This window comes from Paraclostridium dentum, assembly GCF_048568265.1.
Classification (GTDB): Bacteria; Bacillota; Clostridia; order Peptostreptococcales; family Peptostreptococcaceae; genus Paraclostridium; species Paraclostridium dentum.
Genome location: NZ_CP183813.1, coordinates 3,116,033 through 3,129,990 on the forward strand (window position 1 = coordinate 3,116,033; position 13,958 = coordinate 3,129,990).

Below are 13,958 nucleotides of genomic sequence, written 5' to 3' on the forward strand. Positions count from 1 at the left end.
CCAATTATAAGAGAAGAAAACTCTTTAAAAAATAACACTTTTAATAACTGGTCAAGTTATTAAGGGCGCAGGGCGGATGCCTTGGCACTAAGAGCCGATGAAGGACGCGATAAGCTGCGATAAGCTTCGGGGAGTTGCACGTAAACTTTGATCCGAAGATTTCCGAATGAGGAAACTCACTTAGAGTAATGTCTAAGTATCATTAAGTGAATACATAGCTTAGTGAGGGGAACCCGGGGAACTGAAACATCTAAGTACCCGGAGGAAAAGAAAGAAATTCGATTCCGTAAGTAGCGGCGAGCGAACGCGGAATAGCCCAAACCAGTGAAGTTTTCTTCGCTGGGGTTGCGGACATATCATAAACAAGAGGTCATCGTAAACGAAGAGAGTTGGAAAGCTCCGCTATAAAGTGTAATAGCCACGTAGTTGAAACGATAATTCTTTAGATATGATCCAGAGTACCACGGGACACGTGAAACCCTGTGGGAAGCAGGAGGGACCATCCTCCAAGGCTAAATACTACTTAGTGACCGATAGCGCATAGTACCGTGAGGGAAAGGTGAAAAGAACCCCGGGAGGGGAGTGAAATAGAACCTGAAACCCTGCGCTTACAAGCTGTGGAAGCACTTTATATGTGTGACCGCGTACTTTTTGTAGAACGGGCCAACGAGTTACGATAGTAAGCTAGGTTAAGTACTTAAGGTATGGAGCCGTAGTGAAAGCGAGTCTTAAATGGGCGTTAAGTTTGCTGTCGTAGACCCGAAACCGAGCGACCTATCCATGAGCAGGATGAAGCGAAAGTAAAATTTCGTGGAGGTCCGAACCCACGAGCGTTGAAAAGCTCGGGGATGACTTGTGGATAGCGGTGAAATTCCAATCGAGCTCGGAGATAGCTGGTTCTCCCCGAAATAGCTTTAGGGCTAGCCTCAAGGTTGAGAAATACGGAGGTAGAGCACTGAATATCCTAGGGGGCATTGCGCTTACCGAAGATTATCAAACTCCGAATGCCGTTATTTTATACTTGGGAGTCAGACTGTGGGTAATAAGATTCATAGTCGAGAGGGCAACAGCCCAGATCGTCAGCTAAGGTCCCTAAATGTAAGTTAAGTGGTAAAGGATGTGGGATTGCATAGACAACCAGGATGTTGGCTTAGAAGCAGCCACTCATTTAAAGAGTGCGTAATAGCTCACTGGTCGAGTGATCCTGCGCCGAAGATTACCGGGGCTAAAACTTACTACCGAAGCTACGATATCATTTATGATAGGTAGGGGAGCTTCCTATGCAGGCTGAAGCATGACCGTAAGGACGTGTGGACAGTATAGGAGTGAGAATGTTGGCATGAGTAGCGAGACGTGGGTGAGAATCCCACGGGCCGTAAACCCAAGGTTTCCAGGGGAAGGTTCGTCCGCCCTGGGTTAGTCGGGACCTAAGCCGAGGCCGAAAGGCGTAGGTGATGGACAACAGGTTGAGATTCCTGTACCACCAATAATCGTTTGAGAGATGGAATGACACAGTAGGATAAGCTAACCACACTGTTGGTTATGTGTGGCTAAGTACTGAGGCAGTCAAGGCAGGCAAATCCGCCATGATAATGCTGGGGTACGATGGGGAGCGAAATTAAGTAGCGAAGTAGCTGATTTCACACTGTCGAGAAAAGTTTCTATCGAGATTAAAGGTGCCCGTACCGCAAACCGACACAGGTGGGTGAGGAGAGTATCCTAAGGCCAGCGAGAGAACTGTTGTTAAGGAACTCGGCAAAATGACCCCGTAACTTAGGGAGAAGGGGTGCCACGTTAGGGTTAACGCCCGAGGTGGCCGCAGAGAATAGGCCCAAGCGACTGTTTACCAAAAACACAGGTTTCTGCTAAGTCGCAAGACGATGTATAGGAGCTGACGCCTGCCCGGTGCTGGAAGGTTAAGGGGATCTGTTAGGATTTATCCGAAGCAGTGAACTTAAGCCCCAGTAAACGGCGGCCGTAACTATAACGGTCCTAAGGTAGCGAAATTCCTTGTCGGGTAAGTTCCGACCCGCACGAAAGGCGTAACGATTTGGGCACTGTCTCAACAACAGACTCGGTGAAATTGTAATCCCGGTGAAGATGCCGGGTACCTGCGACAGGACGGAAAGACCCCATGGAGCTTTACTGTAGCTTGACATTGAATTTTGGTGCTACATGTACAGGATAGGTGGGAGGCTATGAAATCAGGACGCCAGTCTTGGTGGAGCCATCCTTGGGATACCACCCTTGTAGTACTGAGATTCTAACCAGATACCTTGAATCAGGTATTGGGACACTGTCAGGTGGGCAGTTTGACTGGGGCGGTCGCCTCCCAAAGAGTAACGGAGGCGCTCAAAGGTTCTCTCAGCACGGTCGGAAATCGTGCGTAGAGTGTAAAGGCAGAAGAGAGCTTGATTGCAAGACATACAGGTCGAGCAAGGACGAAAGTCGGACTTAGTGATCCGGTGGTTCCGCATGGAAGGGCCATCGCTCAACGGATAAAAGCTACCCTGGGGATAACAGGCTTATCTCCCCCAAGAGTCCACATCGACGGGGAGGTTTGGCACCTCGATGTCGGCTCATCACATCCTGGGGCTGTAGTAGGTCCCAAGGGTTGGGCTGTTCGCCCATTAAAGTGGTACGCGAGCTGGGTTCAGAACGTCGTGAGACAGTTCGGTCCCTATCCGTCGCAGGCGTAGGAAATTTGAGGAGACCTGTCCTTAGTACGAGAGGACCGGGATGGACGTACCTCTGGTGTACCAGTTGTTCTGCCAAGGGCATGGCTGGGTAGCTATGTACGGAATGGATAAGCGCTGAAAGCATCTAAGCGCGAAGCCAACTTCAAGATAAGATTTCCCACCGTAAGGGTAAGATCCCAGGAAGACTACCTGGTTGATAGGTCGGAGGTGTAAGTGCAGCAATGTATGTAGCTTACCGATACTAATAGATCGAGGACTTGACCAAGATTATTTAATCTTACAAATGTTATTCAGTTTTTAGAGTATTAACTCTAATATAATATTTAACAAAATATTATAAAAAATATTGACATTTTTATTAAAAAATGTTAATATAATACTTGTCCAAAAGACAAGAACATAATCTAGTTACTATAGCAAAGAGGATACACCTGTTCCCATTCCGAACACAGAAGTTAAGCTCTTTAGCGCCGATGGTACTTGGTGGGAAGCTGCCTGGGAGAGTAGGACGTAGCTAGGTGATGTGCCGAAGTGGCGGAACTGGCAGACGCACAGGACTTAAAATCCTGCGGGACTTACCTCTCGTACCGGTTCGATTCCGGTCTTCGGCACCATTTTAACAAAACATCGCGGGGTGGAGCAGTTGGCAGCTCGTCGGGCTCATAACCCGAAGGTCGCAAGTTCGAGTCTTGCCTCCGCAACCATTAAAATTATATAAGGCCCATTGGTCAAGCGGTCAAGACACCGCCCTTTCACGGCGGTAACAGGGGTTCGATTCCCCTATGGGTCACCAATTAAATATGCGGGTGTAGCTCAATGGTAGAGTTCCGGCCTTCCAAGCCGGCTGTGAGGGTTCGATCCCCTTCACCCGCTCCAGAATAAACATATGGGACTATAGCTCAGCTGGGAGAGCACCTGCCTTACAAGCAGGGGGTCACAGGTTCGAGCCCTGTTAGTCCCACCAATTGCGGCCTGGTAGTTCAGCTGGTTAGAATGCCAGCCTGTCACGCTGGAGGTCGAGGGTTCGAGTCCCTTCCAGGTCGCCAAAATAATCAAATATGTGGGAATATGGCTCAGTTGGTAGAGCAATTGACTGTTAATCAATGGGTCACAGGTTCGAGTCCTGTTATTCCCGCCAATATGCTAGTGTGGCTCAACGGTAGAGCAGCTGACTTGTAATCAGCAGGTTGTAGGTTCGATTCCTATCACTAGCTCCAACGTGGAGGATTTCCCGAGCGGCCAAAGGGGGCAGACTGTAAATCTGTTGTCAGTGACTTCGGTGGTTCGAATCCACCATCCTCCACCAACTTAATAATTTGCGCGGATGTGGCGGAATTGGCAGACGCACCAGACTTAGGATCTGGCGCCTATGGCGTGGGGGTTCGACTCCCTTCATCCGCACCAAATTTAAATAATGTGGGTGCATAGCTCAGCTGGATAGAGCAACGCCCTTCTAAGGCGTGTGTCCGGGGTTCGAATCCCTGTGCGCTCACCACATTCATAGGGGATTCGCCAAGTCGGTAAGGCATAGCACTTTGACTGCTACATGCGTAGGTTCGAGTCCTGCATCCCCTGCCAAGTAAATAAAATGATCCATTAGCTCAGTCGGTAGAGCACCTGACTTTTAATCAGGGTGTCCCGCGTTCGAGTCGCGGATGGATCACCAATGGAGAGGTGTCCGAGTGGTTTAAGGAGCTGGTCTTGAAAACCAGTGACTCCGAAAGGGGCCGTGGGTTCGAATCCCACCCTCTCCGCCAAATGCCCAGATAGCTCAGTCGGTAGAGCAGGGGACTGAAAATCCCCGTGTCGGTGGTTCGATTCCGCCTCTGGGCACCAAAATATGTGGCGGTATAGCTTAGTTGGCTAGAGCGTTCGGTTCATACCCGAAAGGTCACAGGTTCGACTCCTGTTACCGCTACCAATATAAAAACAAATGTGGACCTTTAGCTCAGTTGGTTAGAGCGCCCGGCTCATAACCGGTAGGTCCGGGGTTCGAGTCCCTGAAGGTCCACCATTTTTTGTTTAAAATATTATTTAGTTAGATATCGAGGTGTAGCGCAGTTTGGTAGCGCACATGGTTTGGGACCATGGGGCCGGGGGTTCGAGTCCCTTCACCTCGACCAATATATGGTGGGTATAGCTCAGTTGGTTAGAGCGCCAGATTGTGGCTCTGGAGGTCGTGAGTTCGACTCTCATTATCCACCCCAGTAAGGCGACATAGCCAAGTGGTAAGGCAGTGGACTGCAACTCCTTGATCCCCAGTTCGAATCTGGGTGTCGCCTCCATAAAAAAATTGAATGCCGAAGTGGCGGAACTGGCAGACGCACAGGACTTAAAATCCTGCGGGACTTACCTCTCGTACCGGTTCGATTCCGGTCTTCGGCACCATTATAATAAAACATCGCGGGGTGGAGCAGTTGGCAGCTCGTCGGGCTCATAACCCGAAGGTCGCAAGTTCGAGTCTTGCCTCCGCAACCATTAAAATTATATAAGGCCCATTGGTCAAGCGGTCAAGACACCGCCCTTTCACGGCGGTAACAGGGGTTCGATTCCCCTATGGGTCACCAATTAAATATGCGGGTGTAGCTCAATGGTAGAGTTCCGGCCTTCCAAGCCGGCTGTGAGGGTTCGATCCCCTTCACCCGCTCCAGAATAAATATGGGACTATAGCTCAGCTGGGAGAGCACCTGCCTTACAAGCAGGGGGTCACAGGTTCGAGCCCTGTTAGTCCCACCAATTGCGGCCTGGTAGTTCAGCTGGTTAGAATGCCAGCCTGTCACGCTGGAGGTCGAGGGTTCGAGTCCCTTCCAGGTCGCCAAAATAATTAAATACGCGGGAATATGGCTCAGTTGGTAGAGCAATTGACTGTTAATCAATGGGTCACAGGTTCGAGTCCTGTTATTCCCGCCAACTTAATTAAAAATAAATAAACTAATAATGTGGGAATATGGCTCAGTTGGTAGAGCAATTGACTGTTAATCAATGGGTCACAGGTTCGAGTCCTGTTATTCCCGCCAATACGCTAGTGTGGCTCAACGGTAGAGCAGCTGACTTGTAATCAGCAGGTTGTAGGTTCGATTCCTATCACTAGCTCCAACGTGGAGGATTTCCCGAGCGGCCAAAGGGGGCAGACTGTAAATCTGTTGTCAGTGACTTCGGTGGTTCGAATCCACCATCCTCCACCAACTTAATAATTTGCGCGGATGTGGCGGAATTGGCAGACGCACCAGACTTAGGATCTGGCGCCTATGGCGTGGGGGTTCGACTCCCTTCATCCGCACCAATTGTACTATGCGGGAATAGTTCAGTGGTAGAGCGCAACCTTGCCAAGGTTGAAGTCGCGAGTTCGAATCTCGTTTCCCGCTCCAAATAAAATAATGTGGGTGCATAGCTCAGCTGGATAGAGCAACGCCCTTCTAAGGCGTGTGTCCGGGGTTCGAATCCCTGTGCGCTCACCACATTCATAGGGGATTCGCCAAGTCGGTAAGGCATAGCACTTTGACTGCTACATGCGTAGGTTCGAGTCCTGCATCCCCTGCCAAGTAAATAAAATGATCCATTAGCTCAGTCGGTAGAGCACCTGACTTTTAATCAGGGTGTCCCGCGTTCGAGTCGCGGATGGATCACCAATGGAGAGGTGTCCGAGTGGTTTAAGGAGCTGGTCTTGAAAACCAGTGACTCCGAAAGGGGCCGTGGGTTCGAATCCCACCCTCTCCGCCAAATGCCCAGATAGCTCAGTCGGTAGAGCAGGGGACTGAAAATCCCCGTGTCGGTGGTTCGATTCCGCCTCTGGGCACCAAAATATGTGGCGGTATAGCTTAGTTGGCTAGAGCGTTCGGTTCATACCCGAAAGGTCACAGGTTCGACTCCTGTTACCGCTACCAATACAAAGTGGACCTTTAGCTCAGTTGGTTAGAGCGCCCGGCTCATAACCGGTAGGTCCGGGGTTCGAGTCCCTGAAGGTCCACCACTTTTATCATTTTAAGAATTACTTCGAGGTGTAGCGCAGTTTGGTAGCGCACGTGGTTTGGGACCATGGGGCCGGGGGTTCGAGTCCCTCCACCTCGACCAATTATGGTGGGTATAGCTCAGTTGGTTAGAGCGCCAGATTGTGGCTCTGGAGGTCGTGAGTTCGACTCTCATTATCCACCCCATAAAAGTTGATCCATTAGCTCAGTCGGTAGAGCACCTGACTTTTAATCAGGGTGTCCCGCGTTCGAGTCGCGGATGGATCACCATTTTTTTATATATTGAAAAATGGCGACATAGCCAAGTGGTAAGGCAGTGGACTGCAACTCCTTGATCCCCAGTTCGAATCTGGGTGTCGCCTCCAATATAATAATGCGCCTATAGCTCAACTGGATAGAGTGTCTGACTACGAATCAGAAGGTTAGGGGTTCGAGTCCCTTTGGGCGCACCATAAATAAATATACGGGATTATAGCTCAGCTGGGAGAGCACCTGCCTTACAAGCAGGGGGTCACAGGTTCGAGCCCTGTTAATCCCACCAGTGTAAAACATCTAATTTGAATAAATTAGATGTTTTTTTATTGCTAATTTTAGGAAAGCTTTATCTATTGTCAAAATAAGATTAAAGATGTAATATATACATTAAAAAGACATAGATAGGTATATCTAAAGTTATTTTTGGCAAGATTCTAGGTAAATAATAAATTTGTTGGAGGAATTTTTATGCCTAGAAAAAAAACTTTAAAATATGATATAGAGAATAAAAAAATTATAAAAGAAATAAAGGCAGCACAATTAGAAATTAAACATGCGGAGAATTTTTTTCAATTTGTAAATGACCCTGAGTTAGTTGATGTAGCTATATATGATTTAGAAGCTAAAAAATCAAAATACTCATATTTAATAAGGGTTGCAAAAGAAAAAGGAATTAAAAATTCTTTGGAAGAGTGTTTAATTGAATCATTGGCTAAATAATTAACACAGGATGAGGAGAATTATATATGTACATATTATTCGGTAATGAAATTGTAGATAGTGAAGAAATTAAATCATTAATAGAGAATGAAAGTCCATTTAGAGTGGATAAAGATTTAAGCAAAGGATCTAAAAGAGAAGATATTATTGCATTCCAAATTAGTGTAGATATTGAAGAGTTAAATGAAATAATAAAAGAAGAATATGAATTAAGTGAAATGGAAACAGAAGATTTATTTGATGAATATATGACTTTAGCAGATGAAATCGGTGTAGATTTAGAAGAATTAATGCCAGAAGGAGCTATTCTTAATGTTAGATCATATAAGTGGGATAATTCAGAAGATAGAATAAAAGCTGTTGTGGCAATAACTCATGAAGAAGTTGGAGAAATGAAACTAAGAGATATAACTAAAAGATTATTAAGTCAAGTTGATTAATTCATAAATTTAATAATTAAAGTGGTCTATGATTTTAAATGACTACTTTAATTATAATATTATGTTATTTTTATTTAAATAATATAATATTAAAAACACTGTATTATGTGTAAATTTCAACATAAAACTCAAAAATAATAAAAAAATAAAATTAAATTTTAAAAAAGTGTTGACGATGTTAAATTAAGATGGTATAGTATTACTTGTCCTTAAGAAAAGGGCAAAATAAAAATGAACTTTGAAAATTAAACAGTAGGTTAATTATAAAAATTCTTTTTTTAAGAATTAAACACAAACAACCAAGCCAGATATTCAGATAATGATTAGCTGAGCGATGGACAACTTTTTAAATTATATTTGAGAGTTTGATCCTGGCTCAGGATGAACGCTGGCGGCGTGCCTAACACATGCAAGTCGAGCGATCTCTTCGGAGAGAGCGGCGGACGGGTGAGTAACGCGTGGGTAACCTGCCCTGTACACACGGATAACATACCGAAAGGTATACTAATACGGGATAATATATGAAAGTCGCATGGCTTTTGTATCAAAGCTCCGGCGGTACAGGATGGACCCGCGTCTGATTAGCTAGTTGGTAAGGTAATGGCTTACCAAGGCAACGATCAGTAGCCGACCTGAGAGGGTGATCGGCCACACTGGAACTGAGACACGGTCCAGACTCCTACGGGAGGCAGCAGTGGGGAATATTGCACAATGGGCGAAAGCCTGATGCAGCAACGCCGCGTGAGCGATGAAGGCCTTCGGGTCGTAAAGCTCTGTCCTCAAGGAAGATAATGACGGTACTTGAGGAGGAAGCCCCGGCTAACTACGTGCCAGCAGCCGCGGTAATACGTAGGGGGCTAGCGTTATCCGGAATTACTGGGCGTAAAGGGTGCGTAGGTGGTTTTTTAAGTCAGAAGTGAAAGGCTACGGCTCAACCGTAGTAAGCTTTTGAAACTAGAGAACTTGAGTGCAGGAGAGGAGAGTAGAATTCCTAGTGTAGCGGTGAAATGCGTAGATATTAGGAGGAATACCAGTAGCGAAGGCGGCTCTCTGGACTGTAACTGACACTGAGGCACGAAAGCGTGGGGAGCAAACAGGATTAGATACCCTGGTAGTCCACGCCGTAAACGATGAGTACTAGGTGTCGGGGGTTACCCCCCTCGGTGCCGCAGCTAACGCATTAAGTACTCCGCCTGGGAAGTACGCTCGCAAGAGTGAAACTCAAAGGAATTGACGGGGACCCGCACAAGTAGCGGAGCATGTGGTTTAATTCGAAGCAACGCGAAGAACCTTACCTAAGCTTGACATCCCACTGACCTCTCCCTAATCGGAGATTTCCCTTCGGGGACAGTGGTGACAGGTGGTGCATGGTTGTCGTCAGCTCGTGTCGTGAGATGTTGGGTTAAGTCCCGCAACGAGCGCAACCCTTGCCTTTAGTTGCCAGCATTAAGTTGGGCACTCTAGAGGGACTGCCGAGGATAACTCGGAGGAAGGTGGGGATGACGTCAAATCATCATGCCCCTTATGCTTAGGGCTACACACGTGCTACAATGGGTGGTACAGAGGGTTGCCAAGCCGCGAGGTGGAGCTAATCCCTTAAAGCCATTCTCAGTTCGGATTGTAGGCTGAAACTCGCCTACATGAAGCTGGAGTTACTAGTAATCGCAGATCAGAATGCTGCGGTGAATGCGTTCCCGGGTCTTGTACACACCGCCCGTCACACCATGGAAGTTGGGGGCGCCCGAAGCCGGTTAGCTAACCTTTTAGGAAGCGGCCGTCGAAGGTGAAACCAATGACTGGGGTGAAGTCGTAACAAGGTAGCCGTATCGGAAGGTGCGGCTGGATCACCTCCTTTCTAAGGAGTAATTACCTACTGTTTAATTTTGAGAGCTTATTGTTCTCAAAATTAGTACTTTGAAAACTGCATAACATTTAGTGATGATTAAATAAACCAATTATAAGAGAAGAAAACTCTTTAAAAAATAACACTTTTAATAACTGGTCAAGTTATTAAGGGCGCAGGGCGGATGCCTTGGCACTAAGAGCCGATGAAGGACGCGATAAGCTGCGATAAGCTTCGGGGAGTTGCACGTAAACTTTGATCCGAAGATTTCCGAATGAGGAAACTCACTTAGAGTAATGTCTAAGTATCATTAAGTGAATACATAGCTTAGTGAGGGGAACCCGGGGAACTGAAACATCTAAGTACCCGGAGGAAAAGAAAGAAATTCGATTCCGTAAGTAGCGGCGAGCGAACGCGGAATAGCCCAAACCAGTGAAGTTTTCTTCGCTGGGGTTGCGGACACATCATCAACAAAGAGGTATCGTAAACGAAGAGAGTTGGAAAGCTCCGCTATAAAGTGTAATAGCCACGTAGTTGAAAAGAGAAGACTTTAGATGTGATCCAGAGTACCACGGGACACGTGAAACCCTGTGGGAAGCAGGAGGGACCATCCTCCAAGGCTAAATACTACTTAGTGACCGATAGCGCATAGTACCGTGAGGGAAAGGTGAAAAGAACCCCGGGAGGGGAGTGAAATAGAACCTGAAACCCTGCGCTTACAAGCTGTGGAAGCACTTTATATGTGTGACCGCGTACTTTTTGTAGAACGGGCCAACGAGTTACGATAGTAAGCTAGGTTAAGTACTTAAGGTATGGAGCCGTAGTGAAAGCGAGTCTTAAATGGGCGTTAAGTTTGCTGTCGTAGACCCGAAACCGAGCGACCTATCCATGAGCAGGATGAAGCGAAAGTAAAATTTCGTGGAGGTCCGAACCCACGAGCGTTGAAAAGCTCGGGGATGACTTGTGGATAGCGGTGAAATTCCAATCGAGCTCGGAGATAGCTGGTTCTCCCCGAAATAGCTTTAGGGCTAGCCTCAAGGTTGAGAAATACGGAGGTAGAGCACTGAATATCCTAGGGGGCATTGCGCTTACCGAAGATTATCAAACTCCGAATGCCGTTATTTTATACTTGGGAGTCAGACTGTGGGTAATAAGATTCATAGTCGAGAGGGCAACAGCCCAGATCGTCAGCTAAGGTCCCTAAATGTAAGTTAAGTGGTAAAGGATGTGGGATTGCATAGACAACCAGGATGTTGGCTTAGAAGCAGCCACTCATTTAAAGAGTGCGTAATAGCTCACTGGTCGAGTGATCCTGCGCCGAAGATTACCGGGGCTAAAACTTACTACCGAAGCTACGATATCATTTATGATAGGTAGGGGAGCTTCCTATGCAGGCTGAAGCATGACCGTAAGGACGTGTGGACAGTATAGGAGTGAGAATGTTGGCATGAGTAGCGAGACGTGGGTGAGAATCCCACGGGCCGTAAACCCAAGGTTTCCAGGGGAAGGTTCGTCCGCCCTGGGTTAGTCGGGACCTAAGCCGAGGCCGAAAGGCGTAGGTGATGGACAACAGGTTGAGATTCCTGTACCACCGATAATCGTTTGAGAGATGGAATGACACAGTAGGATAAGCTAACCACACTGTTGGTTATGTGTGGCTAAGTACTGAGGCAGTCAAGGCAGGCAAATCCGCCATGATAATGCTGGGGTACGATGGGGAGCGAAATTAAGTAGCGAAGTAGCTGATTTCACACTGTCGAGAAAAGTTTCTATCGAGATTAAAGGTGCCCGTACCGCAAACCGACACAGGTGGGTGAGGAGAGTATCCTAAGGCCAGCGAGAGAACTGTTGTTAAGGAACTCGGCAAAATGACCCCGTAACTTAGGGAGAAGGGGTGCCACGTTAGGGTTAACGCCCGAGGTGGCCGCAGAGAATAGGCCCAAGCGACTGTTTACCAAAAACACAGGTTTCTGCTAAGTCGCAAGACGATGTATAGGAGCTGACGCCTGCCCGGTGCTGGAAGGTTAAGGGGATCTGTTAGGATTTATCCGAAGCAGTGAACTTAAGCCCCAGTAAACGGCGGCCGTAACTATAACGGTCCTAAGGTAGCGAAATTCCTTGTCGGGTAAGTTCCGACCCGCACGAAAGGCGTAACGATTTGGGCACTGTCTCAACAACAGACTCGGTGAAATTGTAATCCCGGTGAAGATGCCGGGTACCTGCGACAGGACGGAAAGACCCCATGGAGCTTTACTGTAGCTTGACATTGAATTTTGGTGCTACATGTACAGGATAGGTGGGAGGCTATGAAATCGGGACGCCAGTCTCGGTGGAGCCATCCTTGGGATACCACCCTTGTAGTACTGAGATTCTAACCAGATACCTTGAATCAGGTATTGGGACACTGTCAGGTGGGCAGTTTGACTGGGGCGGTCGCCTCCCAAAGAGTAACGGAGGCGCTCAAAGGTTCTCTCAGCACGGTCGGAAATCGTGCGTAGAGTGTAAAGGCAGAAGAGAGCTTGATTGCAAGACATACAGGTCGAGCAAGGACGAAAGTCGGACTTAGTGATCCGGTGGTTCCGCATGGAAGGGCCATCGCTCAACGGATAAAAGCTACCCTGGGGATAACAGGCTTATCTCCCCCAAGAGTCCACATCGACGGGGAGGTTTGGCACCTCGATGTCGGCTCATCACATCCTGGGGCTGTAGTAGGTCCCAAGGGTTGGGCTGTTCGCCCATTAAAGTGGTACGCGAGCTGGGTTCAGAACGTCGTGAGACAGTTCGGTCCCTATCCGTCGCAGGCGTAGGAAATTTGAGGAGACCTGTCCTTAGTACGAGAGGACCGGGATGGACGTACCTCTGGTGTACCAGTTGTTCTGCCAAGGGCATGGCTGGGTAGCTATGTACGGAATGGATAAGCGCTGAAAGCATCTAAGCGCGAAGCCAACTTCAAGATAAGATTTCCCACCGTAAGGGTAAGATCCCAGGAAGACTACCTGGTTGATAGGTCGGAGGTGTAAGTGCAGCAATGTATGTAGCTTACCGATACTAATAGATCGAGGACTTGACCAAGATTATTTAATCTTAATAAATGTTATTCAGTTTTTAGAGTACTAACTCAAAATATATGCGGGTGTAGCTCAATGGTAGAGTTCCGGCCTTCCAAGCCGGCTGTGAGGGTTCGATCCCCTTCACCCGCTCCAAATAAAGATTATGTGGTTATTACAGCAAAGAGGATACACCTGTTCCCATTCCGAACACAGAAGTTAAGCTCTTTAGCGCCGATGGTACTTGGTGGGAAGCTGCCTGGGAGAGTAGGACGTAGCCGCGTAATCTTTTTTTATTTTTTGGAAATTATAGTTATAGGTATAATTATAGTTTTTTTAGAATATATAATTTAAAAAATAAAAATTAAATATATTGATTAAAAACTTTTTATTCGACGATAATATTAATAAATAAATGTATTTAAAACTAAATTTTATTTGCAATTTTAATATATAAAAAAACCTTAAGAAGTATATTTAGAGTAGTAAAAAATATGGAATTTTGTAAAATTTAGTTTTTATAGGAGGAAAATTTATCCTCTTGTAGAATTAAATATATAAATAATTAATAATCTTATAGGAAGTGGTTTGAATGAGTAAATCTGTTACTAAGGTAGTTAATTTATATGAATATAAGTCAGCGAAAAAAGAAAAGGAAATAGATAGAGAACAATTATTAAAATTAATAAAAAAAATTATGATAACTAAATAAAGGAGCTATGCTCCTTTATTTTTATTGCATTCTAAGTGTACTTATATAATCTTGAAATTGATTAAAATCATCATCATTTGTTAATTCTATGACTTCAGATTTTTCACTATCAAAATTTTTCAAATAAATTGTATGTGTACTACTTTCAGAATTGCAATATATACATCTAAATCCATCCTCATAAAGACCTTTTATATGGTTGAAATCTGGCATAACTAACAACTCCTTGCAAAAGTATTTTTATATAGTTTTCCAATAAAAATGTATTATATTC

At 46.2% G+C, this 13,958-nt stretch carries 3 protein-coding genes, 46 tRNA genes and 5 rRNA genes; 53 read left to right on the forward strand and 1 reads right to left on the reverse strand.

The window, feature by feature from the left end; translation table 11 throughout:
- Positions 1 to 49: 49 nt before the first annotated feature.
- From ACN6I1_RS14685 to rrf (ACN6I1_RS14945), 53 genes are all read left to right on the forward strand, one after another.
- Positions 50 to 2,964: ribosomal RNA gene (locus ACN6I1_RS14685) — 23S ribosomal RNA — on the forward strand.
- A gap of 138 nt (positions 2,965 to 3,102) precedes the next feature.
- Positions 3,103 to 3,219: ribosomal RNA gene (gene rrf, locus ACN6I1_RS14690) — 5S ribosomal RNA — on the forward strand.
- 5 nt (positions 3,220 to 3,224) lie between these two features.
- A tRNA-Leu gene (locus ACN6I1_RS14695) sits at positions 3,225 to 3,313 on the forward strand.
- A gap of 14 nt (positions 3,314 to 3,327) precedes the next feature.
- A tRNA-Met gene (locus ACN6I1_RS14700) sits at positions 3,328 to 3,403 on the forward strand.
- 14 nt (positions 3,404 to 3,417) lie between these two features.
- Positions 3,418 to 3,492, forward strand: a tRNA-Glu gene (locus ACN6I1_RS14705).
- Positions 3,493 to 3,501: 9 nt separating this feature from the next.
- Positions 3,502 to 3,575 (forward strand) — tRNA-Gly (locus tag ACN6I1_RS14710).
- A 12-nt stretch (positions 3,576 to 3,587) separates the two neighbouring features.
- Positions 3,588 to 3,663, forward strand: a tRNA-Val gene (locus ACN6I1_RS14715).
- Positions 3,664 to 3,668: 5 nt separating this feature from the next.
- Positions 3,669 to 3,745 (forward strand) — tRNA-Asp (locus tag ACN6I1_RS14720).
- A gap of 16 nt (positions 3,746 to 3,761) precedes the next feature.
- A tRNA-Asn gene (locus ACN6I1_RS14725) sits at positions 3,762 to 3,837 on the forward strand.
- A gap of 4 nt (positions 3,838 to 3,841) precedes the next feature.
- Positions 3,842 to 3,916: transfer RNA gene (locus tag ACN6I1_RS14730), tRNA-Thr, on the forward strand.
- A 4-nt stretch (positions 3,917 to 3,920) separates the two neighbouring features.
- Positions 3,921 to 4,005 (forward strand) — tRNA-Tyr (locus ACN6I1_RS14735).
- Between the two features lie 14 nt (positions 4,006 to 4,019).
- Positions 4,020 to 4,103 (forward strand) — tRNA-Leu (locus tag ACN6I1_RS14740).
- Positions 4,104 to 4,117: 14 nt separating this feature from the next.
- A tRNA-Arg gene (locus ACN6I1_RS14745) sits at positions 4,118 to 4,194 on the forward strand.
- 7 nt (positions 4,195 to 4,201) lie between these two features.
- A tRNA-Gln gene (locus tag ACN6I1_RS14750) sits at positions 4,202 to 4,277 on the forward strand.
- 12 nt (positions 4,278 to 4,289) lie between these two features.
- A tRNA-Lys gene (locus ACN6I1_RS14755) sits at positions 4,290 to 4,365 on the forward strand.
- A gap of 2 nt (positions 4,366 to 4,367) precedes the next feature.
- Positions 4,368 to 4,456, forward strand: a tRNA-Ser gene (locus ACN6I1_RS14760).
- Positions 4,457 to 4,459: 3 nt separating this feature from the next.
- Positions 4,460 to 4,535: transfer RNA gene (locus tag ACN6I1_RS14765), tRNA-Phe, on the forward strand.
- 8 nt (positions 4,536 to 4,543) lie between these two features.
- Positions 4,544 to 4,620, forward strand: a tRNA-Met gene (locus ACN6I1_RS14770).
- A gap of 16 nt (positions 4,621 to 4,636) precedes the next feature.
- A tRNA-Ile gene (locus ACN6I1_RS14775) sits at positions 4,637 to 4,713 on the forward strand.
- A 32-nt stretch (positions 4,714 to 4,745) separates the two neighbouring features.
- Positions 4,746 to 4,822 (forward strand) — tRNA-Pro (locus tag ACN6I1_RS14780).
- Between the two features lie 7 nt (positions 4,823 to 4,829).
- A tRNA-His gene (locus ACN6I1_RS14785) sits at positions 4,830 to 4,906 on the forward strand.
- 4 nt (positions 4,907 to 4,910) lie between these two features.
- Positions 4,911 to 4,984 (forward strand) — tRNA-Cys (locus ACN6I1_RS14790).
- Positions 4,985 to 4,998: 14 nt separating this feature from the next.
- Positions 4,999 to 5,087 (forward strand) — tRNA-Leu (locus ACN6I1_RS14795).
- A gap of 14 nt (positions 5,088 to 5,101) precedes the next feature.
- A tRNA-Met gene (locus ACN6I1_RS14800) sits at positions 5,102 to 5,177 on the forward strand.
- 14 nt (positions 5,178 to 5,191) lie between these two features.
- Positions 5,192 to 5,266, forward strand: a tRNA-Glu gene (locus ACN6I1_RS14805).
- 9 nt (positions 5,267 to 5,275) lie between these two features.
- Positions 5,276 to 5,349 (forward strand) — tRNA-Gly (locus tag ACN6I1_RS14810).
- 10 nt (positions 5,350 to 5,359) lie between these two features.
- Positions 5,360 to 5,435 (forward strand) — tRNA-Val (locus ACN6I1_RS14815).
- A 5-nt stretch (positions 5,436 to 5,440) separates the two neighbouring features.
- Positions 5,441 to 5,517 (forward strand) — tRNA-Asp (locus tag ACN6I1_RS14820).
- A gap of 16 nt (positions 5,518 to 5,533) precedes the next feature.
- Positions 5,534 to 5,609, forward strand: a tRNA-Asn gene (locus ACN6I1_RS14825).
- Positions 5,610 to 5,640: 31 nt separating this feature from the next.
- Positions 5,641 to 5,716 (forward strand) — tRNA-Asn (locus ACN6I1_RS14830).
- 4 nt (positions 5,717 to 5,720) lie between these two features.
- Positions 5,721 to 5,795: transfer RNA gene (locus ACN6I1_RS14835), tRNA-Thr, on the forward strand.
- 4 nt (positions 5,796 to 5,799) lie between these two features.
- A tRNA-Tyr gene (locus tag ACN6I1_RS14840) sits at positions 5,800 to 5,884 on the forward strand.
- 14 nt (positions 5,885 to 5,898) lie between these two features.
- Positions 5,899 to 5,982 (forward strand) — tRNA-Leu (locus tag ACN6I1_RS14845).
- Between the two features lie 10 nt (positions 5,983 to 5,992).
- Positions 5,993 to 6,067 (forward strand) — tRNA-Gly (locus ACN6I1_RS14850).
- Positions 6,068 to 6,080: 13 nt separating this feature from the next.
- Positions 6,081 to 6,157, forward strand: a tRNA-Arg gene (locus ACN6I1_RS14855).
- A gap of 7 nt (positions 6,158 to 6,164) precedes the next feature.
- A tRNA-Gln gene (locus tag ACN6I1_RS14860) sits at positions 6,165 to 6,240 on the forward strand.
- A gap of 12 nt (positions 6,241 to 6,252) precedes the next feature.
- Positions 6,253 to 6,328 (forward strand) — tRNA-Lys (locus ACN6I1_RS14865).
- Between the two features lie 2 nt (positions 6,329 to 6,330).
- Positions 6,331 to 6,419: transfer RNA gene (locus ACN6I1_RS14870), tRNA-Ser, on the forward strand.
- Positions 6,420 to 6,422: 3 nt separating this feature from the next.
- A tRNA-Phe gene (locus ACN6I1_RS14875) sits at positions 6,423 to 6,498 on the forward strand.
- An 8-nt stretch (positions 6,499 to 6,506) separates the two neighbouring features.
- Positions 6,507 to 6,583 (forward strand) — tRNA-Met (locus ACN6I1_RS14880).
- Between the two features lie 9 nt (positions 6,584 to 6,592).
- A tRNA-Ile gene (locus ACN6I1_RS14885) sits at positions 6,593 to 6,669 on the forward strand.
- Positions 6,670 to 6,693: 24 nt separating this feature from the next.
- Positions 6,694 to 6,770: transfer RNA gene (locus tag ACN6I1_RS14890), tRNA-Pro, on the forward strand.
- Positions 6,771 to 6,776: 6 nt separating this feature from the next.
- Positions 6,777 to 6,853 (forward strand) — tRNA-His (locus tag ACN6I1_RS14895).
- Positions 6,854 to 6,861: 8 nt separating this feature from the next.
- Positions 6,862 to 6,937, forward strand: a tRNA-Lys gene (locus tag ACN6I1_RS14900).
- A gap of 21 nt (positions 6,938 to 6,958) precedes the next feature.
- Positions 6,959 to 7,032: transfer RNA gene (locus ACN6I1_RS14905), tRNA-Cys, on the forward strand.
- 10 nt (positions 7,033 to 7,042) lie between these two features.
- Positions 7,043 to 7,119 (forward strand) — tRNA-Arg (locus ACN6I1_RS14910).
- A 13-nt stretch (positions 7,120 to 7,132) separates the two neighbouring features.
- Positions 7,133 to 7,208 (forward strand) — tRNA-Val (locus ACN6I1_RS14915).
- Between the two features lie 182 nt (positions 7,209 to 7,390).
- Positions 7,391 to 7,642 carry a DUF2508 family protein gene (locus ACN6I1_RS14920; RefSeq protein WP_419742317.1) on the forward strand — a complete coding sequence of 84 codons (252 nt, stop codon included), beginning with the start codon at positions 7,391 to 7,393 and terminating at the stop codon, positions 7,640 to 7,642.
- A gap of 26 nt (positions 7,643 to 7,668) precedes the next feature.
- Entirely contained in the window at positions 7,669 to 8,082 is a 414-nt protein-coding gene (locus ACN6I1_RS14925; protein WP_419742318.1) for a hypothetical protein, read from the forward strand.
- Positions 8,083 to 8,435: 353 nt separating this feature from the next.
- Positions 8,436 to 9,937: ribosomal RNA gene (locus ACN6I1_RS14930) — 16S ribosomal RNA — on the forward strand.
- Between the two features lie 145 nt (positions 9,938 to 10,082).
- Positions 10,083 to 12,997: ribosomal RNA gene (locus ACN6I1_RS14935) — 23S ribosomal RNA — on the forward strand.
- 57 nt (positions 12,998 to 13,054) lie between these two features.
- Positions 13,055 to 13,128: transfer RNA gene (locus ACN6I1_RS14940), tRNA-Gly, on the forward strand.
- Positions 13,129 to 13,139: 11 nt separating this feature from the next.
- Positions 13,140 to 13,256, forward strand: a 5S ribosomal RNA gene (gene rrf / locus ACN6I1_RS14945).
- The 16S, 23S and 5S rRNA genes sit together here with 1 tRNA gene alongside, the layout of an rRNA operon.
- 449 nt (positions 13,257 to 13,705) lie before the next feature.
- Here rrf (ACN6I1_RS14945) and ACN6I1_RS14950 read toward each other — a convergent pair.
- Positions 13,706 to 13,897 (reverse strand): hypothetical protein, encoded by a 192-nt coding sequence (locus tag ACN6I1_RS14950; protein WP_021428578.1) that lies wholly within the window; start codon positions 13,895 to 13,897, stop codon positions 13,706 to 13,708.
- Between the last annotated feature and the right edge of the window lie 61 nt (positions 13,898 to 13,958).